This is a genomic window from Aquimarina aggregata (genome assembly GCF_001632745.1).
In the GTDB taxonomy this organism is placed as follows: Bacteria; Bacteroidota; Bacteroidia; order Flavobacteriales; family Flavobacteriaceae; genus Aquimarina; species Aquimarina aggregata.
Window position 1 is genome coordinate 57,633 of sequence record NZ_LQRT01000007.1, and the last position, 13,979, is coordinate 71,611.

19 protein-coding genes are annotated in these 13,979 nt (G+C 31.7%); 14 read left to right on the forward strand and 5 right to left on the reverse strand.

Annotated elements, in window-relative coordinates:
- The first annotated feature begins 58 nt into the window (after positions 1-58).
- The 3 genes from AWE51_RS26450 (at position 59) to AWE51_RS09965 (ending at position 1,467) form a co-directional block, all read left to right on the forward strand.
- The gene (locus AWE51_RS26450) at positions 59-448 is read left to right on the forward strand and encodes a hypothetical protein (RefSeq protein WP_157766060.1); all 390 of its coding nucleotides are present in this window, start codon (positions 59-61) and stop codon (positions 446-448) included.
- A gap of 123 nt (positions 449-571) precedes the next feature.
- Positions 572-967 (forward strand): amino acid-binding ACT domain-containing protein, encoded by a 396-nt coding sequence (locus tag AWE51_RS09960; protein ID WP_066312931.1) that lies wholly within the window; start codon positions 572-574, stop codon positions 965-967.
- 23 nt (positions 968-990) lie between these two features.
- Positions 991-1,467, forward strand: coding sequence for an OsmC family protein (locus AWE51_RS09965; protein ID WP_066312933.1), 477 nt, complete (start codon positions 991-993; stop codon positions 1,465-1,467).
- 153 nt (positions 1,468-1,620) lie between these two features.
- Here AWE51_RS09965 and AWE51_RS09970 read toward each other — a convergent pair whose 3' ends face one another.
- Positions 1,621-1,995, reverse strand: a complete 375-nt coding sequence (locus AWE51_RS09970) for a Fur family transcriptional regulator (protein WP_066312935.1) — start codon at positions 1,993-1,995, stop codon at positions 1,621-1,623.
- A gap of 93 nt (positions 1,996-2,088) precedes the next feature.
- Between AWE51_RS09970 and AWE51_RS09975 the strand changes: the two genes are divergently transcribed.
- From AWE51_RS09975 to AWE51_RS10005, 7 genes are all read left to right on the forward strand, one after another.
- Positions 2,089-2,589, forward strand: a complete 501-nt coding sequence (locus tag AWE51_RS09975) for a YdeI/OmpD-associated family protein (protein WP_066312939.1) — start codon at positions 2,089-2,091, stop codon at positions 2,587-2,589.
- Between the two features lie 110 nt (positions 2,590-2,699).
- Positions 2,700-3,038, forward strand: coding sequence for an ArsR/SmtB family transcription factor (locus AWE51_RS09980; RefSeq protein ID WP_066312941.1), 339 nt, complete (start codon positions 2,700-2,702; stop codon positions 3,036-3,038).
- Entirely contained in the window at positions 3,022-3,486 is a 465-nt protein-coding gene (locus tag AWE51_RS09985) for an SRPBCC domain-containing protein (protein ID WP_066312944.1), read from the forward strand. Before AWE51_RS09980 ends, AWE51_RS09985 begins: the two co-directional genes overlap by 17 nt.
- Before the next feature lie 281 nt (positions 3,487-3,767).
- A complete protein-coding gene (locus AWE51_RS09990; protein WP_066312947.1) occupies positions 3,768-3,959 on the forward strand; it encodes a BLUF domain-containing protein in 192 nt (63 codons plus the stop codon).
- A 25-nt stretch (positions 3,960-3,984) separates the two neighbouring features.
- Positions 3,985-4,167 carry a hypothetical protein gene (locus tag AWE51_RS09995; protein ID WP_066312948.1) on the forward strand — a complete coding sequence of 61 codons (183 nt, stop codon included), beginning with the start codon at positions 3,985-3,987 and terminating at the stop codon, positions 4,165-4,167.
- An 84-nt stretch (positions 4,168-4,251) separates the two neighbouring features.
- A complete protein-coding gene (locus AWE51_RS10000) occupies positions 4,252-5,169 on the forward strand; it encodes a leucine-rich repeat domain-containing protein (protein WP_066312950.1) in 918 nt (305 codons plus the stop codon).
- Positions 5,170-5,250: 81 nt separating this feature from the next.
- Complete coding sequence (locus AWE51_RS10005; RefSeq protein ID WP_066312953.1) at positions 5,251-5,574, forward strand: hypothetical protein; 324 nt, start codon at positions 5,251-5,253, stop codon at positions 5,572-5,574.
- Between the two features lie 2 nt (positions 5,575-5,576).
- Here the strand turns inward: AWE51_RS10005 and AWE51_RS10010 are convergent, their stop codons facing one another.
- From AWE51_RS10010 to AWE51_RS27180, 4 genes are all read right to left on the reverse strand, one after another.
- Positions 5,577-7,538, reverse strand: a complete 1,962-nt coding sequence (locus AWE51_RS10010) for an AIM24 family protein (protein WP_066312956.1) — start codon at positions 7,536-7,538, stop codon at positions 5,577-5,579.
- A 139-nt stretch (positions 7,539-7,677) separates the two neighbouring features.
- A complete protein-coding gene (locus tag AWE51_RS10015) occupies positions 7,678-10,251 on the reverse strand; it encodes an endonuclease (RefSeq protein ID WP_066312959.1) in 2,574 nt (857 codons plus the stop codon).
- 212 nt (positions 10,252-10,463) lie between these two features.
- On the reverse strand, positions 10,464-10,751 hold the full coding sequence (locus tag AWE51_RS27175; protein WP_317041826.1) for a nitroreductase family protein: 288 nt from the start codon (positions 10,749-10,751) through the stop codon (positions 10,464-10,466).
- A 24-nt stretch (positions 10,752-10,775) separates the two neighbouring features.
- Positions 10,776-11,195, reverse strand: coding sequence for a nitroreductase family protein (locus tag AWE51_RS27180; RefSeq protein ID WP_317041827.1), 420 nt, complete (start codon positions 11,193-11,195; stop codon positions 10,776-10,778).
- A gap of 535 nt (positions 11,196-11,730) precedes the next feature.
- On the opposite strand from AWE51_RS27180, the gene AWE51_RS10025 reads away from it, so the two are divergent.
- The 4 genes from AWE51_RS10025 to AWE51_RS26990 all read left to right on the forward strand — a co-directional run bounded on the left by AWE51_RS10025 (position 11,731) and on the right by AWE51_RS26990 (position 13,819).
- Positions 11,731-11,937 carry a hypothetical protein gene (locus AWE51_RS10025; protein WP_066312962.1) on the forward strand — a complete coding sequence of 69 codons (207 nt, stop codon included), beginning with the start codon at positions 11,731-11,733 and terminating at the stop codon, positions 11,935-11,937.
- Positions 11,938-12,211: 274 nt separating this feature from the next.
- Positions 12,212-12,397: a hypothetical protein gene (locus AWE51_RS10030; protein WP_066312967.1), complete on the forward strand. Its 186-nt coding sequence runs from the start codon at positions 12,212-12,214 to the stop codon at positions 12,395-12,397.
- 100 nt (positions 12,398-12,497) lie between these two features.
- The gene (locus tag AWE51_RS10035) at positions 12,498-12,680 is read left to right on the forward strand and encodes a hypothetical protein (protein WP_066312969.1); all 183 of its coding nucleotides are present in this window, start codon (positions 12,498-12,500) and stop codon (positions 12,678-12,680) included.
- 299 nt (positions 12,681-12,979) lie between these two features.
- Complete coding sequence (locus tag AWE51_RS26990) at positions 12,980-13,819, forward strand: Kelch repeat-containing protein (RefSeq protein WP_066312972.1); 840 nt, start codon at positions 12,980-12,982, stop codon at positions 13,817-13,819.
- Positions 13,820-13,979: the final 160 nt, after the last annotated feature.

The window sequence follows — 13,979 nt, forward strand, 5'->3', positions numbered from 1 at the left end:
TTATATTTTTATATTCCTAAAAAGAGGATTAAATACTTATTTATAAACTAAATTTAGAATGACTTTTTTTAAGATCTCGATAGCTCCGTCAAAACTCTTTCTAGTAGATAGCTTAGGTGCATTAGTAACTGCAACCTTATTAGGGCTAGTACTTTCTAGGTTTGAAACCTTTTTTGGCATACCCAAACAGGTGCTATATATCTTATCCTCTATCGCTCTATTATTTTCTTTTTATTCATTTTTCTGTTATTTGTTTCTTATAAAAAACTGGAAACCTTTCTTAAAAATAATTACTTTGGCAAACATCATATATTGTTGTAGTACTATTGTCGTATTAATCTATTTTGCTCGGCAACTTACACCTGCAAGCATTGCTTATTTTGTTACTGAACTTTTTATTATAGGAATTTTAATACATGTTGAAATAAGAGCAGTTTTAAGCAACTAAGCAAAAGATATTTTAAAATTAAAATTACTCTTTCATAAAGTAATACCTATCCATTATTCATTTTGAGATGAAATATAACAATACAAATTAACCTTAGTTTGTACTTCACTAAAATTTTAATAAATGAAAGATATAGAAATCATATTAGAAAATAAGCCTGGTACCTTAGGACTTATGGGGGAAACATTGGGAAAACATAATATAAGCCTAGAAGGTGGTGGTGTTTTTCAAAATGGTAATGTAGCTATTGCTCATTTTTTGGTAGAAGAAGCAGAGAAAGCAAAAACCGTTTTAAAGGACATAGGTATAACAGTAGTTAAAATTAATAATGTTATAATCCAAAAGCTTAGACAAGATGTACCAGGACAATTGGGTGAGTTTTGCAAGCAATTGGCCAATGATAATATAAACATAGTAGTACAATACAGCGATCACTCGAATCAGCTGATTATTGTCCCAGACAACTATATTAAAGCGCAAAAAATATCCAAAAAATGGACAGAAACTTGGTGGAACTAACTTCTAAAACAGACATCTAGATTATGAAAAAAGAACATAAGTATCAAGCAACAATAAAATGGACCGGAAATAAAGGATCTGGGACATCGAACTATAAAGAATTTGAAAGAAGCCACACAATATCTGTTGCTCATAAAACAGATATTTTTGCTTCATCAGATCCTGCTTTTAGAGGCGACAAAACTAAACACAACCCTGAAGATCTATTGCTTGCTTCACTATCTTCATGTCATATGTTATGGTATCTACATTTATGCGCTGAAGGTGGAGTAATTGTAATTGACTATATCGATAATGTTACAGGTACTATGACAGAGAAAACCAATGGTAGTGGACAATTTACAGAGGTAATTCTAAATCCTATTATTACGCTTACTAATCATTCAATGATTCAAAAAGGTAAAGAGCTACATAACAAGGCAAACAAATTCTGTTTTATAGCTAATTCTGTGAACTTTATTGTAAAACACAAACCTACATTCTTGGTTAAAACATTGTAAATTAGCTCTTATCAAAAAAATACAATGAATAGCAGTTTTTAATTAAATTCTGAAAGCTGCTATTTCTTTAGAATCACCTTAACGCATGGGTTTAATCAATATAAAAAGAGTTTCTTATACTTGAATTTAAAAATGAGTGAATTATTACTCGTATTACGAACAGTTTAAACAAAACCCAGAAACAACTCCATTAAAATTTGTCGAAACATAACCGTTAGGGAGTTTAAAATCGATTTCATTGTTTAGACATTCGACTGTTCCACATTTTTCGCATCTAAAATGCAAATGATTATGATTATGATTTTTATCAAGACAGTTTAGGCATAATGCAAAGTATTGTTTTCCGTCATCACCTATTATCTGATGTACTACGCCATCTTCACTAAATTGATTTAAGATGCGGTATATCGTAGCTCTATCTGCTTTAGTAGAAAGTTCTGACTGAATCATTTCATGATTTAAAGCAGTGCCAGATTCTTTTAAAACAGATAGAACAGCTTCTTTTGATTTTGTTTTTCTTCTTTTCATGAAATAGTAGCTCTATGTTATTAAAAAAATAAAATTACGCATAACTTTGGTAAGCAAAAAAATATTATTTCCAATTTATTCACATTAAAAACAATGAAAAAAGAAAAACCCTTGGTTAATTTTGAATATATCTTACAAAAATTTCCCGGTAAAGGCGGATGGACATATGTTGAAATCCCTGAAGTTTTTCAAAATAAAAATAATCCTTTTGGGTGGGTCAAAGTAAAAGGTAGCATAGATGATTTTGAATTAAATCAATATAAATTAATGCCAATGGGAAATGGAAAGCTGTTTTTGCCTGTTAAAGCTGAAATACGAAAGAAAATAAAAAAAGAAAAAGGCGATTACGTCAAGGTTATACTCTATACTGATGATTCTTCCTTAAAAATTCCTCAAGAAATAATAGAATGTTTTAAGAACGAACCCAAAATAACATACACAACTTTTCTCTCATTTACAGAAGGTCAAAAAAAATCTTATCTAGATTGGATATATCAAGCTAAAAGTGATGAAACTAAGGCTAATCGAATTCTAACGATGATGGATAGATTACAAAAAGGACTTAGATTACATGATAAAAACGCAACAGATTAAGTAACTAAACAATGTCATTTTTAATCATTAAAGATTAAAAAGTTTAGAAAACAATTGCGTAACCGAATAGTTACGCTTATATTTGTAACCGTTCAGTTACATAAATAAAAATGAGAAGAGATGTATTTCAGGCAATAGCCGACCCTTTACGAAGAGATATCATAAGCTTATTGGCTAAACAACCTATGACCATTAATGCTGTGGCTAAAAAATTTGAAGTTAGCAGACCTGCCGTTTCTAAACATTTAAAAATTCTTAAAGAATGTGGAATAATCACAATCAATCAAGACGGACGAGAACGCTTTTGTCAAATTGAACCAAAAAATCTTATCCCTGCATTTTTATGGATAGAACAGTACAAAACTTTGTGGGAAGAAAAACTTGACTCTTTTGAAAACTACTTACTAGAATTACAAACAAAAAATAAAAACAATGACCAAAATGGATGACACGAACAATCGCACTTTAACTTTAAAAAGAACATTTAATGCTCCTATACAATTAGTTTGGGAAGCCTGGACACAACCAGAACACATAGCTAACTGGTGGGGCCCCAAAGGAATGAAAACCAAGGTAATCGAGCACAATTTTAATGTTGGAGGCACATGGAAATACACTATGGAAATGCCTGATGGAAATGAATTTATTGCCGAAGGAGAATACTTAGAAATCATAGAATTAGCAAAAATTTGTTCTTCTGCTAATTTTAGACCGATGACAGAAGGCGTAGAAATACAAGCAATTTTTGAAGCCTCAGGAGACAAAACAAATTTCACATTTAATGTTGTACATCCTACGGCAGAGTATTGTCAACAACAAGAAAAAATGGGCTTCATGAATGGCTGGGGATCAGTCTTTGATAGACTTCACGAATACATGCAAGAAGTCGCACTATAAACAAGAATAAACATAACACAACAAAAGAGAGTAGGAACTTATACCCTACTCTTTTCTTTTTTAATTAATTCTTCTGTTTTCTAATCCAAAAATATTCAAAATTTAAAAACCATAAAATTTATACTTAAAAAGAAGTGTCAATGTTGATTGATTATCATTATCTTAGAGAAAATATATCATCGTCAATTACCCCCCTCTCATCTAGAATTGTTCTAAATGTGTTTTTGTTTAACAAATGCGTATGAATGCTATGCGTCCAAAGGGTAAAATATTTTTAAGTTATGTTTCTTACTATAAGTTATGTGAGTAGTGCATCAGAAAAATTAACAATCGAAGATATAGAAATGTTAATGATCGATACCAAAGTAAATAATAATAGAAACAATATACGAGGTATATTAGTTTATATAGATCGAAACTTCTTTCAGATTATAGAGGGTGAATATCATATTTCAAAGTATACAAAGGGATAATAGACACTATAATATTTTAAAGATTTTGGAAACAAAATCTTTGCATAGAAAATACAAAAGGTTTAATAGTAATTATATTACTTCCTGCAGCGAAGAGGCTTCTTACTCACTTTTAAAATTTCTTGAAATTAGCAATGAAGATATTCCTGATTTAAGATTACATGATTTAATTGTAGATCAGTCTAAAGCATTACTAAATATGTCTTAGTTTCTAGTATGATATAAATATCTAAAAACGAATCTATCCCGAATAATTTCATTAATTTCCAGAGATTAAATTAATTTATTTAAGGTGAGAATATACATATTAATATTTCTTGTTGTATTTCTTCAATTTTCTGGATTTACACAACATAAAAAATATACTTCAATTCCCGAGGCTTTACAAAACCCCGAATTAGTTACATGGTTAGATATCAACTGTAAGGAAGTAACATCATTTGCTAAGAATGCACAAAAACTACAGAATGTAACTTCATTTTATTTAACTACATGCAACTTAGAACAAGTCCCTTCAGAAATCAAACACCTAAAAAAATTAGCTTTACTAAATTTACAAGGAAATAATTTAGATACACTACCAGACAATTTTTCTGTATTGGATAAAATAACCGTATTAAACCTTAGAAATAACTCATTTCGGGAAATACCAATCTGGTTAGCTGATTTACCACAACTAAGAGAAATTGATTTAGCCAATAATATAGACTTAGATATATCTCAAGCCTCTCATGTGTTTTCAAAAATCAAAAATCTTGATTTTCTATATTTAAACGGAAATAACCTTACAAAACTACCTCAACATTTTACTGATAATCAAAATCTTAAAGAACTTCATTTAAGTAATAACCCCAAACTAGATTTACAACAAACTTTTCAAGTGCTGTCTGAAATTTCGTCTTTAAAAATCCTTGTTCTATCCAAAAATCAATTACATAAATTGCCAAAGAGCCTAAATTCTCTTAAACAAATTGAAGGCCTGGTTCTAGATCAAAATCCAAATCTTATCATCTCAACATTAGCAGAACAATTGATGCATACCCCCAATATAAAAGTCGTATTGCTTAGAAATAATGATTTGACCAATCTGTCTGAAGATTTAAGCGGATTTTATTCATTAAAGGTATTAGAATTAAGTAGTAATAATTTTAATGCCAAAGAAAAATTACGAATTCAACAAGGACTTCCAAATACTAAAGTCATTTTTTAGATTTTAATAACTGGTTATCAAATCTTTATTTGATTTACCAATAATTTTTAATACGTTTAATACCAAATAAAATGCAAATCGATGTGGGAAGAAAAATTAAAGATTTACGATAGCTTAGTCTCGAAATGTACAAGATTCGAAAGAAAAGGAAAAACTATGCCTTATACATCTGCAAATGGATACATGTTTTCATTGTTTAATAAGGCAGGAGAGATTGGAATACGATTCTCAAAGGATGTTCAAGAAAAATATATTCAAGAACTTAAAACAACTTATTACACCTCTTATGGAGCTACAATGAAAGGATATATCTTAATTCCTGATCATATGTTAAGCGATTTAGATAATGTATCTAACTATTTAAATGAGAGTTATGATTATGTTATGAGTTTAGAACCGAAATAAGACTATACAGGCAATATAAAATTTTTAATAAATCTAACAATTCCATTCTTTGCTGGCCCTTTAACATCTGCATCAATTAAAATCAAATCATCATCTTTCTTCTTAAGATAGATTCCACTCATAAAAACATCTACCAAGTTTAATTCGGATTCTACATTAAATCTAGTATTCTTTTGCCAGGCTAAAATTCGGCTAGTGGCTATACTAGTATTGGCTTCTGTCTGACCTGTGGTAATAGGTTCTCCTTTTGTAAGTAATATCAGTTTACCAGGACCTTTAGCTGTAGTAAAAATCACGCGGCCAAATAACAACGATGTTAATCTAAGACTAACTACTGCAGCGATTTTAATTCCGTCACTCATCCCAACAAAATTTTTAAAATGAAAAACGACTTCCTCTCCTTCCTTAATTTCCCATTCAACAAATTCATGACTACCCATTGCTTTAAAATGAACTTCTTCTGGCTTAGAGTTCATAACCACTTTATTCATAGCATAGTTTCTAGTAAAAACACGAGCCAAAATAGCGGATCTCCATTGAGGAAGGGAAAATTTTGGAGCTCTTCCTCCTGGTTCAAAAGATCGCGATATATAATAGTCCTCTTTTGTATTTTTAGGATCTATAGAAAATTGATTTCCTAACCTATTTAAAATACCCTTAGAGGTATTTGAACTCGAAGATAGTAATGTAACATAGTTTTCATCATCAGACGAAAACGCGACACGTGAAAACACATACAAGAAACTTTTCAATATTAAAAAAGCAAAGGCAATATCTAATAGTAAGTTTATAAATGTAATCATATCAAAAGAAGACTGAATAGTAAATTTTAATCTACTTATCACAGTATCTACTTGATTCTTTAAAGTTTCATTTATCTGCGCGGTAGACGCTTGTACTTCTTCTTGAGTTCCATTTACTGATTTTTCTACTTGACCTATTAAACTAGTAAGCATCTCACTTCTTTGAGTATAATATGATTCATTTACGCTTCTTTTTGCGCTATTTTTTGCCTGACAAGGAAAATTTAATTTCCCCCAAAACCCGCAATCTTCTTCTTTGAAAACTGGTGCCATTTCGGGTAAAGTCGGTTTAAATATTCCTTTATAGATTTGCGATACTTCTTGAGGTAGCTTATCGGTTTTATTTGCAACCACTTTGGTCATTTGTAATGTCCCATTTTGTATCGATTCTTGCATACAGATTACCTCTGCCTCAAGAGAAAATTTTAAATCTTTCTCAAACTGATCCCTTTTATACTTTCGCTCATCATTAGTAGTTTCTATAAAAGTGTTATCATAAATCTTATCGATCGAAGCCTTATTCATTTTACTATTGAGTATAGCTCCCGGAATAATAAAAATTAACAAGGGTGACCAGTATAGAAAAGATTTTAATACGAGATTTCCTATTCTAGTTAGACCAGTTTCTTTAAAAACTACAATATTTTGTATAATAGCCAAATACAAAAATCGAACTAACACAGTATATGTAAAAAACAAAATAAGATGTTGAATATCTAAAACTGACCAAATTAAAATCAAGATTAAAATAAAAGGCAAAGAACGTAGTCTACCTTTTACAATAAAATAAAGAAAAGCAATTTTATAGCATAAAAAATGTAAAATTCCAATAAGAGCTTCATATTTCTCTAATGCAACCTCATCAGCATTTGCTATTAAATGTACATATGCTGCAAAAAACACTGGTAATAAGCCTAATATGCGGTAGTAATTCTTTCCGCCCATCACTAAAATTAATCCAATAGGAATAAGGTATAATGGGATTGCATACAATAGTTTAAACTCTTCATGCACTTGAAAACTTGTTATTGAAAAGCCAAACACTGCAAAAAGAGAATAATCTTCTACGGCCGGAAGTATTCCGATCAATACAATAAACAGAAAAAGAATAGTAGGCCCCTCTTTTTTAAGGTGCAGTTTTGATAGCGTAAAATTAGACATCCCCGTGAATTTGTGTTAGTAATTCCTCTACAAGATAAGTAATTACATTTTAAACATTACGAATTACACAAGTCTATCATACCCCAAAAAAATAGCCCTGTCTATACAGGGCTATTTTATAATTATAAAAAGGAGTCTCTTATTTGATCACTATTTTTTCTGAAATACTACGGTTACCGTCTGATATTTTTACAAAATAAAGACCGGATACTAATCCGTCTAGCGATATCCTATTTTGAGTTACTACTCCTGATTTTATTACTTTACCTTGCGTATCTGTTAACGTAAAATTGGTCGTGCGATCATCTCTTACCCTAAGTTGGATAAATTGTGTAGCAGGATTAGGATATACTTTTGCAGAAAACACTTTCTCCTCATTTCCTAATCTGCCATCGATTTGTATTTCTGTTGTAGTTTTAGCTGTAGATGTGCCAATATTAACTGTATAATCTTCTACTTCCCCATAACCAAAGGTTTCGCATGGTGTTGCTGGTCCATTCCATTTCATAGAAACTCTCATTCTAGTTGTTCCTGATTGCGCACTTGATGGTATATCAAAAGAATATGATAGATTACCAGAATTCGAAGTAGCACCAGTGACTACTTTTTCTGATGTTTCAAATGTTCCATTTTTATTGTAGTCAACCCAAACGCCCCAATGTTCGGTATAAGAAGCGCTAACAAATCCAACGCTTAATACAATAGTATTTGAGCCATAAGAAAGGTTACCAACTTGTGATGTAAAATCGCCATATCCACCATTAGCAGAAGTTACATTAGAGATACCTCCTATACCTACAAAATCTATAAACTCATAATTGACTGTATTTCCTTTCGAGGAGCAATAAGAAACAACAACATCCAAAGTAGTTACATTTAAAACATTGCTATTTGCAGAAGAATTTCCTGCCGCGTCTACTGCAGCTACTACAAAACCATATGTAGTTCCAGCGCTTAGTCCCGTAACGGTATAACTTGTATTTGTTACGGTGGTCAATAATGATCCATTTCTATATACATTGTATGCGGTAACTCCTACATTATCAGTAGCTGCATTCCATGATAGTATTGTACTTGTCTGAGTTATACTAGAGGCATTTAAATTACTAGGTACCGAAGGTGATTCTGTATCAGTTTGAGTATTTCCTCCATTAAAACTGTGCTTTCCCAAATCATCAAATGTATTTTGAGGAAAAGTATCCCATTCTGATGTTGTATATGTAGTATTTGGAGAAGATACATTTTCTTTTCTTCTAAGCGTTCTATCCTTAGCAAAGTTTGACGACCCACCATTAAATATACCTACAATATCAATTAATACATCATTTTTAAACAATCCTACAGGGTCATTACCGTTAAAAGTCATTACAGATGATCCAGAACTTATATCTGCTATATTTTGTATAGCATTTGTAGCAGAACTATTAGCTATTAGAAATACATCATTATTTGAAATTGTTCCCGATAATGCAAGTCCTGGTGACCATGCTCCTGAACCATTTGTTTGTCTTTTAATTGAATATCCTGATAGATTTATAGATGCTCCTGTATAATTAGCTATTTCTAAAGCCTTATTATTTGAAGATCCTTCGACATACTCAGAAAAAAATAATGCAGTTGCTGCACCACCTCCAGAGGTATTATCCTGTGTTGTAACATTTAAATTTGAGCTTAAAGCCGAAATGTTTCCTGCTGCATCTTTAGCTCTTACAGAAAATGCATATGTAGTGTTTGCTGTCAAACCCATGATAGCAAAACTGGTTGCATTAGTAGTATTTAATAATGTTCCATTTCTATATATATCATACCCAGTTACTGCTACATTATCAGTAGATGGGTTCCATGAAAGGTTGGTTGAAGTATCTGTTGTATTACTAGCTATTAAATTTGAAGGTATACTTGGTGCTGTTGTATCTGTTCCTCCACCTGTATTTCCAAATCGATCCTCAGCCTGAGGTCCTCCCCATATTTGGGTTGCAAAAGCAGGGTTATCAATAAACGGATTTCTATTACCTTGTATTCCTTCAAGGATAGGATTACGTTGCAATTCTAATTGAGAAACCGGATCCTCTGCATTCCATTCTAAAAACAACTGAAGCATATTAGCATCACTAGTAGCAGCTGCTCCCACGCCAACATTTGTTGGTAAGCAACGATTATCATAATGAATGTACATGTACATCATCATACGAGCTATATCACCTTTCCATTCATCTCCAGGATACCAATGTCCTTGAGCAGTAGTTCCTGAATTTCCAAAGCCGTCAGCAAATTTTCTATTTCCTCTATTAGAATTTCGTTGTACATCTGCCGGACGCAAATGATGCGCATCAGAACCTGGACCACTTGAACCTAAGTTAGGATTACCTAATGATCTCGGATAGGTATGTTCTCTATTCCAATCTGTAGAGCCACCACCATTATTATCTACTCCTCGAGTTCTATCGGTTGTTAAGTTTCCGTCGGTATCATCATATCCATAAACAAGAATTACCTTAGAGGGATCGTTTGGATCTAAATCTGCTTGTTTTAATGCATCCCAAACTCCTGGCGTATAACTAATAAAGGTTGTATGTGTATTGATAACTTTATTACTGAGTTCGTTTTTTAAGGCATCACCAGAGAGCGTAAGATTTACATCATTATAATATGCGGGAATCTGACTATATCCAATTACAGATATAAGTAATGCCAATAAGGTAAATTTTTTCATTGTGTTGTGAGTTAGTAATCTTATAATTTAAAATATGGATTCGAAACTAAAATTATTTCTATAAACATACTAGCCTAAAATGTTATCAAATAGTTACTTGGTATGTTGATAATCAGTTTTTTAAGAGTCAAAAAAGACTTAACGTTTTGATTATCAACAAAATACATATAAAAAAATATGTTAACAAGTTATTTCTTACAATTTTATCAAATTTAGATTTCAAAATACACCTCTTCAAAAGGAATTCTAAACTGCGGAGCATAGATTCCTTTCTCATCTCGTACTCCGCAACCGATAACCATATTTATTTCTGCTCCTATTGGTAGATCTAAAATCTTTTTAATCAATATGGTATCAGAACCTTCCATTGGGCAGGTATCATAATTTATTGCTGCCATGCTGATCATAAAATTCTGCGCTGCTAATCCAGCACTTTTATGTGCCACTATTCGCATATCACTCTGGCGCACCTGTCTGTATATTGGTTTAAATAACCCCAAGCACCAAAATATAATGTACTTTAATCATCCTAATATTCCTAAAAAATCAAAATATATAGTCGGAATTAACTTTTGATAGTAATTTATCGCAAATTTCTCTCTTTTAGTATATTGTTCAACTGGTTTGTTTCCAAACAATTGTTTTAAAAATTCAATGTTTGAGACTCTTCTTTTTCGCCATAAGTCTTTTCTAACAACAACTACCACCAATTGTTTTGCTGTTTTAACAGCATTCTGCCCTAGACATGCTTTAGTCATTTTCTCTAGTACCTCTGAATTTGTAATATGATAAAATTCCCATAATTGCATATTACTACTGGTTGCAGACAGTGTGGCATTTTTTATGCAATCCTTTACTTTTTCCGAATCTATTTCTTTATCATGCTTAAACACACGAACAGATCTTCTATACGCTATAGCTTCTGTTACTGTTTTTTCTTTCATAGTATCAATTAATTACCACTAAAGTATTAATTATTATTTATCCTAAAAGTCCTTATAAAAATCCTTGAATACCATACAAATTATGCGGTTTTTAGTCAACTGATTTCCAATAATTTAAACTAAATTTAAGGGCTAACTAAAAGAGTCTCACAAATGAATAAAATATTAAAGCTGCAAGGTGTTAAAAAGCTTTCTAGAGAAAATCAAAGCCTTATAAAAGGAGCTTCTTACAGGGGTACATGTTGCCCAAGCGGCAGAGGTTGTATCATAGCTGGGTACTGCGAACAGGGAAGGTGTTATGGCTATGGCAGATGTATATTTTATTAAACTTTAAATTTAAACACCAACATAAATATAGTAAACACACCACAAAATCTTAATACTTATAAAAACCACTATCTAAATAAAAAACCACAGCGATAATTTATTTGGGTTAGAAAATTATAAGAATTAAGAACTAACATCAACAAGGCATCTATCAAAAGATGCCTTGCTTGTTTTCATGCTAATTTTACTAACTATAAATATTTACGTAATGAAAAAAATCTTAAAATTAACAGGAGTACAAGAATTAAGTAAAACACAGCAAAAACAAATCAAAGGAAGAATAGGACATATTTCATGTTGTCACCCTAATCCAAGAGGTGGAGGCAGAGATTGCCGTATCAGCCTTCCTGGAGGAGCTAGCTTTTGTGAACCCGGACATTGCAGACAATATGGTGGAGGTTGTATTTTTTATTAAAAAAATACAAAAGAAAGGAACTTTAAACTCCCCTACTTTTATCCTTTACTAATTCTATATAATTAGTATAATTTCAAGACGTAGCTAATTTTGAAAAACTCTAAAAAACGTAGAAATAACAGTACTTTATCTCTTATTATTAGTTCTTTAAATTTATAAATCTAAAGAACAGAGCCTTGCAAACCAGAGGATATTCTGATAAATTTAAAGGTACTGTATGCTCAACGAAGCTATATGCAGTCTATATGTCTAACTCTTAAAATTTATCACTAAAATGAAAAAAATCTTAAATCTTTCTGGTGTTCAAAAGTTATCTAAACTTGAACAAGAAAAAATTAAAGGAAAAGGTTTTAATAGACCTTATTGCAAAGGAACAAATATGTGCTGTGTTCGACTTCCGAATGGGCAAGAATGGTGTGACTTTGGATATTGCAATAACGGGCGATGTACCTGGGCATAATCCCTAAAATGATATTCCTTATTTTTCTAAAATTTTATACTAATTCTTAGATTGACAATACATTTTTGAGATTCTAATATTAATTTTTAATACACATACAATGAAAAAAATCTTAGCATTAAAAGGAGTAGAAGTACTTTCTAAAAAACAAAAACAACAAATCAAAGGAGCTATTGGAATAGGATGCTGTCCTTCAGGAAGAGGATGCCTTGTTAGCTTTCCTGGAGGAAGTTTTTGCGAGCCAGGCCGTTGTCTTCCATATGGAGGATGTATTTTCTATTAAGAACGATACATATAAAATGTTCAAAAGCGGGTACTGCCCGCTTTTGCTTTACACAATAAAATATAATCGAAAATATTGTATACGCTTACTCCATCTAAATCTTAGTATAATTATCTCATTGTTCATCCATTATTTAGATAATAAAGATACTCCTGCTAAATACACAGACAACACAAATCAATTAAATATCAACGCATTACGTTAATATATTCTTAAATATTGTTTTCTAAATAGGGTATAAAAGAAGTTACTAGTTGTTTTATATATATAAATTCACATTAACTCTTAAAACCTAAAAAATGAAACAATTTTTCTTTTTAATTACATTATTAGTCACACAAATTACGTATTCACAGTGGGAACAAGTAGGCACCACACTTGAAGGTGCAGTAAACGGGGGATTTTTTGGAATAGAAATAGCATTAAGTGATAATGGACAAGTTATGGCCGTTGGAGATTCACCAAGGTTTTCGGTAACTGCTCCAAATCCTGTAACTATTTATCAACGTGATGGAAATCAATGGATCCAAACTACACAAATCTTTAATGATTTTACAGAATTTCCAGAGCAATTTGGTAGGGCACTAGCAATAAGTGATAATGGAAAACGCTTGGTTATAGGTACTACTCGACCGAACTCTACTTTAGGAAAGATTCAAGTATATGAAAATCAAAATGGAGATTGGGTTAAAATGGGAAACGATATTATCAATGACACTTCTGTACAAGGAGAGTTTTTTGGAAAAGCTGTAGCCATGAATGGAAACGGACTTGTTATAGCCACTAGTGACCCAACAATCGCTACGGGGGCGGCAAAAGTATTTGGTTTTCAAAATGGAAATTGGCAACAAATTGGAGATGAATTGGGAAATAGAGAGGACAAAGACGACAGTTTTTTTGGATCATCATTAGATCTAAGTGATGACGGAAATACGCTTGTAGTTGGCATCGCTCAAGCATTTACAGGAAATGGAACAGTAGAAATCTACCGTAATATCCGTGGATCTTGGAGACAGATAGGAAGCCCATACCTGGTAAATTTGATTTTGGGCAATTCGGAGCTAATGTTGCAATTACTGGAGATGGAAGAAGGCTTGCCATATCTGCTTATTCAAACAATTTTTCTAGAAGCTACGTAGAAGTCTATGAGATCTCTAAAAACGGTTTCAAACAAGTCGGACAATTATTACAAAATCTTCCATTTAGTTTTGTACAAAATTTTGGTGTAGGTCTAGATATTTCTAATGATGGTTCTGTACTTGCAATTGGGGACATACGTACGATAAATGACGATGACTT

What these genes read in the sequence shown, in the direction of transcription:
- AWE51_RS26450 (WP_157766060.1), top strand. Translation starts at nt 59, where the DNA reads ATGACTTTTTTTAAGATCTCGATAGCTCCGTCAAAACTCTTTCTAGTA.
- AWE51_RS09960 (WP_066312931.1), top strand. Translation starts at nt 572, where the DNA reads ATGAAAGATATAGAAATCATATTAGAAAATAAGCCTGGTACCTTAGGA.
- AWE51_RS09965 (WP_066312933.1), top strand. Translation starts at nt 991, where the DNA reads ATGAAAAAAGAACATAAGTATCAAGCAACAATAAAATGGACCGGAAAT.
- AWE51_RS09970 (WP_066312935.1), bottom strand. Translation starts at nt 1,995, where the DNA reads ATGAAAAGAAGAAAAACAAAATCAAAAGAAGCTGTTCTATCTGTTTTA.
- AWE51_RS09975 (WP_066312939.1), top strand. Translation starts at nt 2,089, where the DNA reads ATGAAAAAAGAAAAACCCTTGGTTAATTTTGAATATATCTTACAAAAA.
- AWE51_RS09980 (WP_066312941.1), top strand. Translation starts at nt 2,700, where the DNA reads ATGAGAAGAGATGTATTTCAGGCAATAGCCGACCCTTTACGAAGAGAT.
- AWE51_RS09985 (WP_066312944.1), top strand. Translation starts at nt 3,022, where the DNA reads ATGACCAAAATGGATGACACGAACAATCGCACTTTAACTTTAAAAAGA.
- AWE51_RS09990 (WP_066312947.1), top strand. Translation starts at nt 3,768, where the DNA reads ATGTTTCTTACTATAAGTTATGTGAGTAGTGCATCAGAAAAATTAACA.
- AWE51_RS10005 (WP_066312953.1), top strand. Translation starts at nt 5,251, where the DNA reads ATGTGGGAAGAAAAATTAAAGATTTACGATAGCTTAGTCTCGAAATGT.
- AWE51_RS10010 (WP_066312956.1), bottom strand. Translation starts at nt 7,538, where the DNA reads ATGTCTAATTTTACGCTATCAAAACTGCACCTTAAAAAAGAGGGGCCT.
- AWE51_RS10015 (WP_066312959.1), bottom strand. Translation starts at nt 10,251, where the DNA reads ATGAAAAAATTTACCTTATTGGCATTACTTATATCTGTAATTGGATAT.
- AWE51_RS27180 (WP_317041827.1), bottom strand. Translation starts at nt 11,195, where the DNA reads ATGAAAGAAAAAACAGTAACAGAAGCTATAGCGTATAGAAGATCTGTT.
- AWE51_RS10025 (WP_066312962.1), top strand. Translation starts at nt 11,731, where the DNA reads ATGAAAAAAATCTTAAAATTAACAGGAGTACAAGAATTAAGTAAAACA.
- AWE51_RS10030 (WP_066312967.1), top strand. Translation starts at nt 12,212, where the DNA reads ATGAAAAAAATCTTAAATCTTTCTGGTGTTCAAAAGTTATCTAAACTT.
- AWE51_RS10035 (WP_066312969.1), top strand. Translation starts at nt 12,498, where the DNA reads ATGAAAAAAATCTTAGCATTAAAAGGAGTAGAAGTACTTTCTAAAAAA.
- AWE51_RS26990 (WP_066312972.1), top strand. Translation starts at nt 12,980, where the DNA reads ATGAAACAATTTTTCTTTTTAATTACATTATTAGTCACACAAATTACG.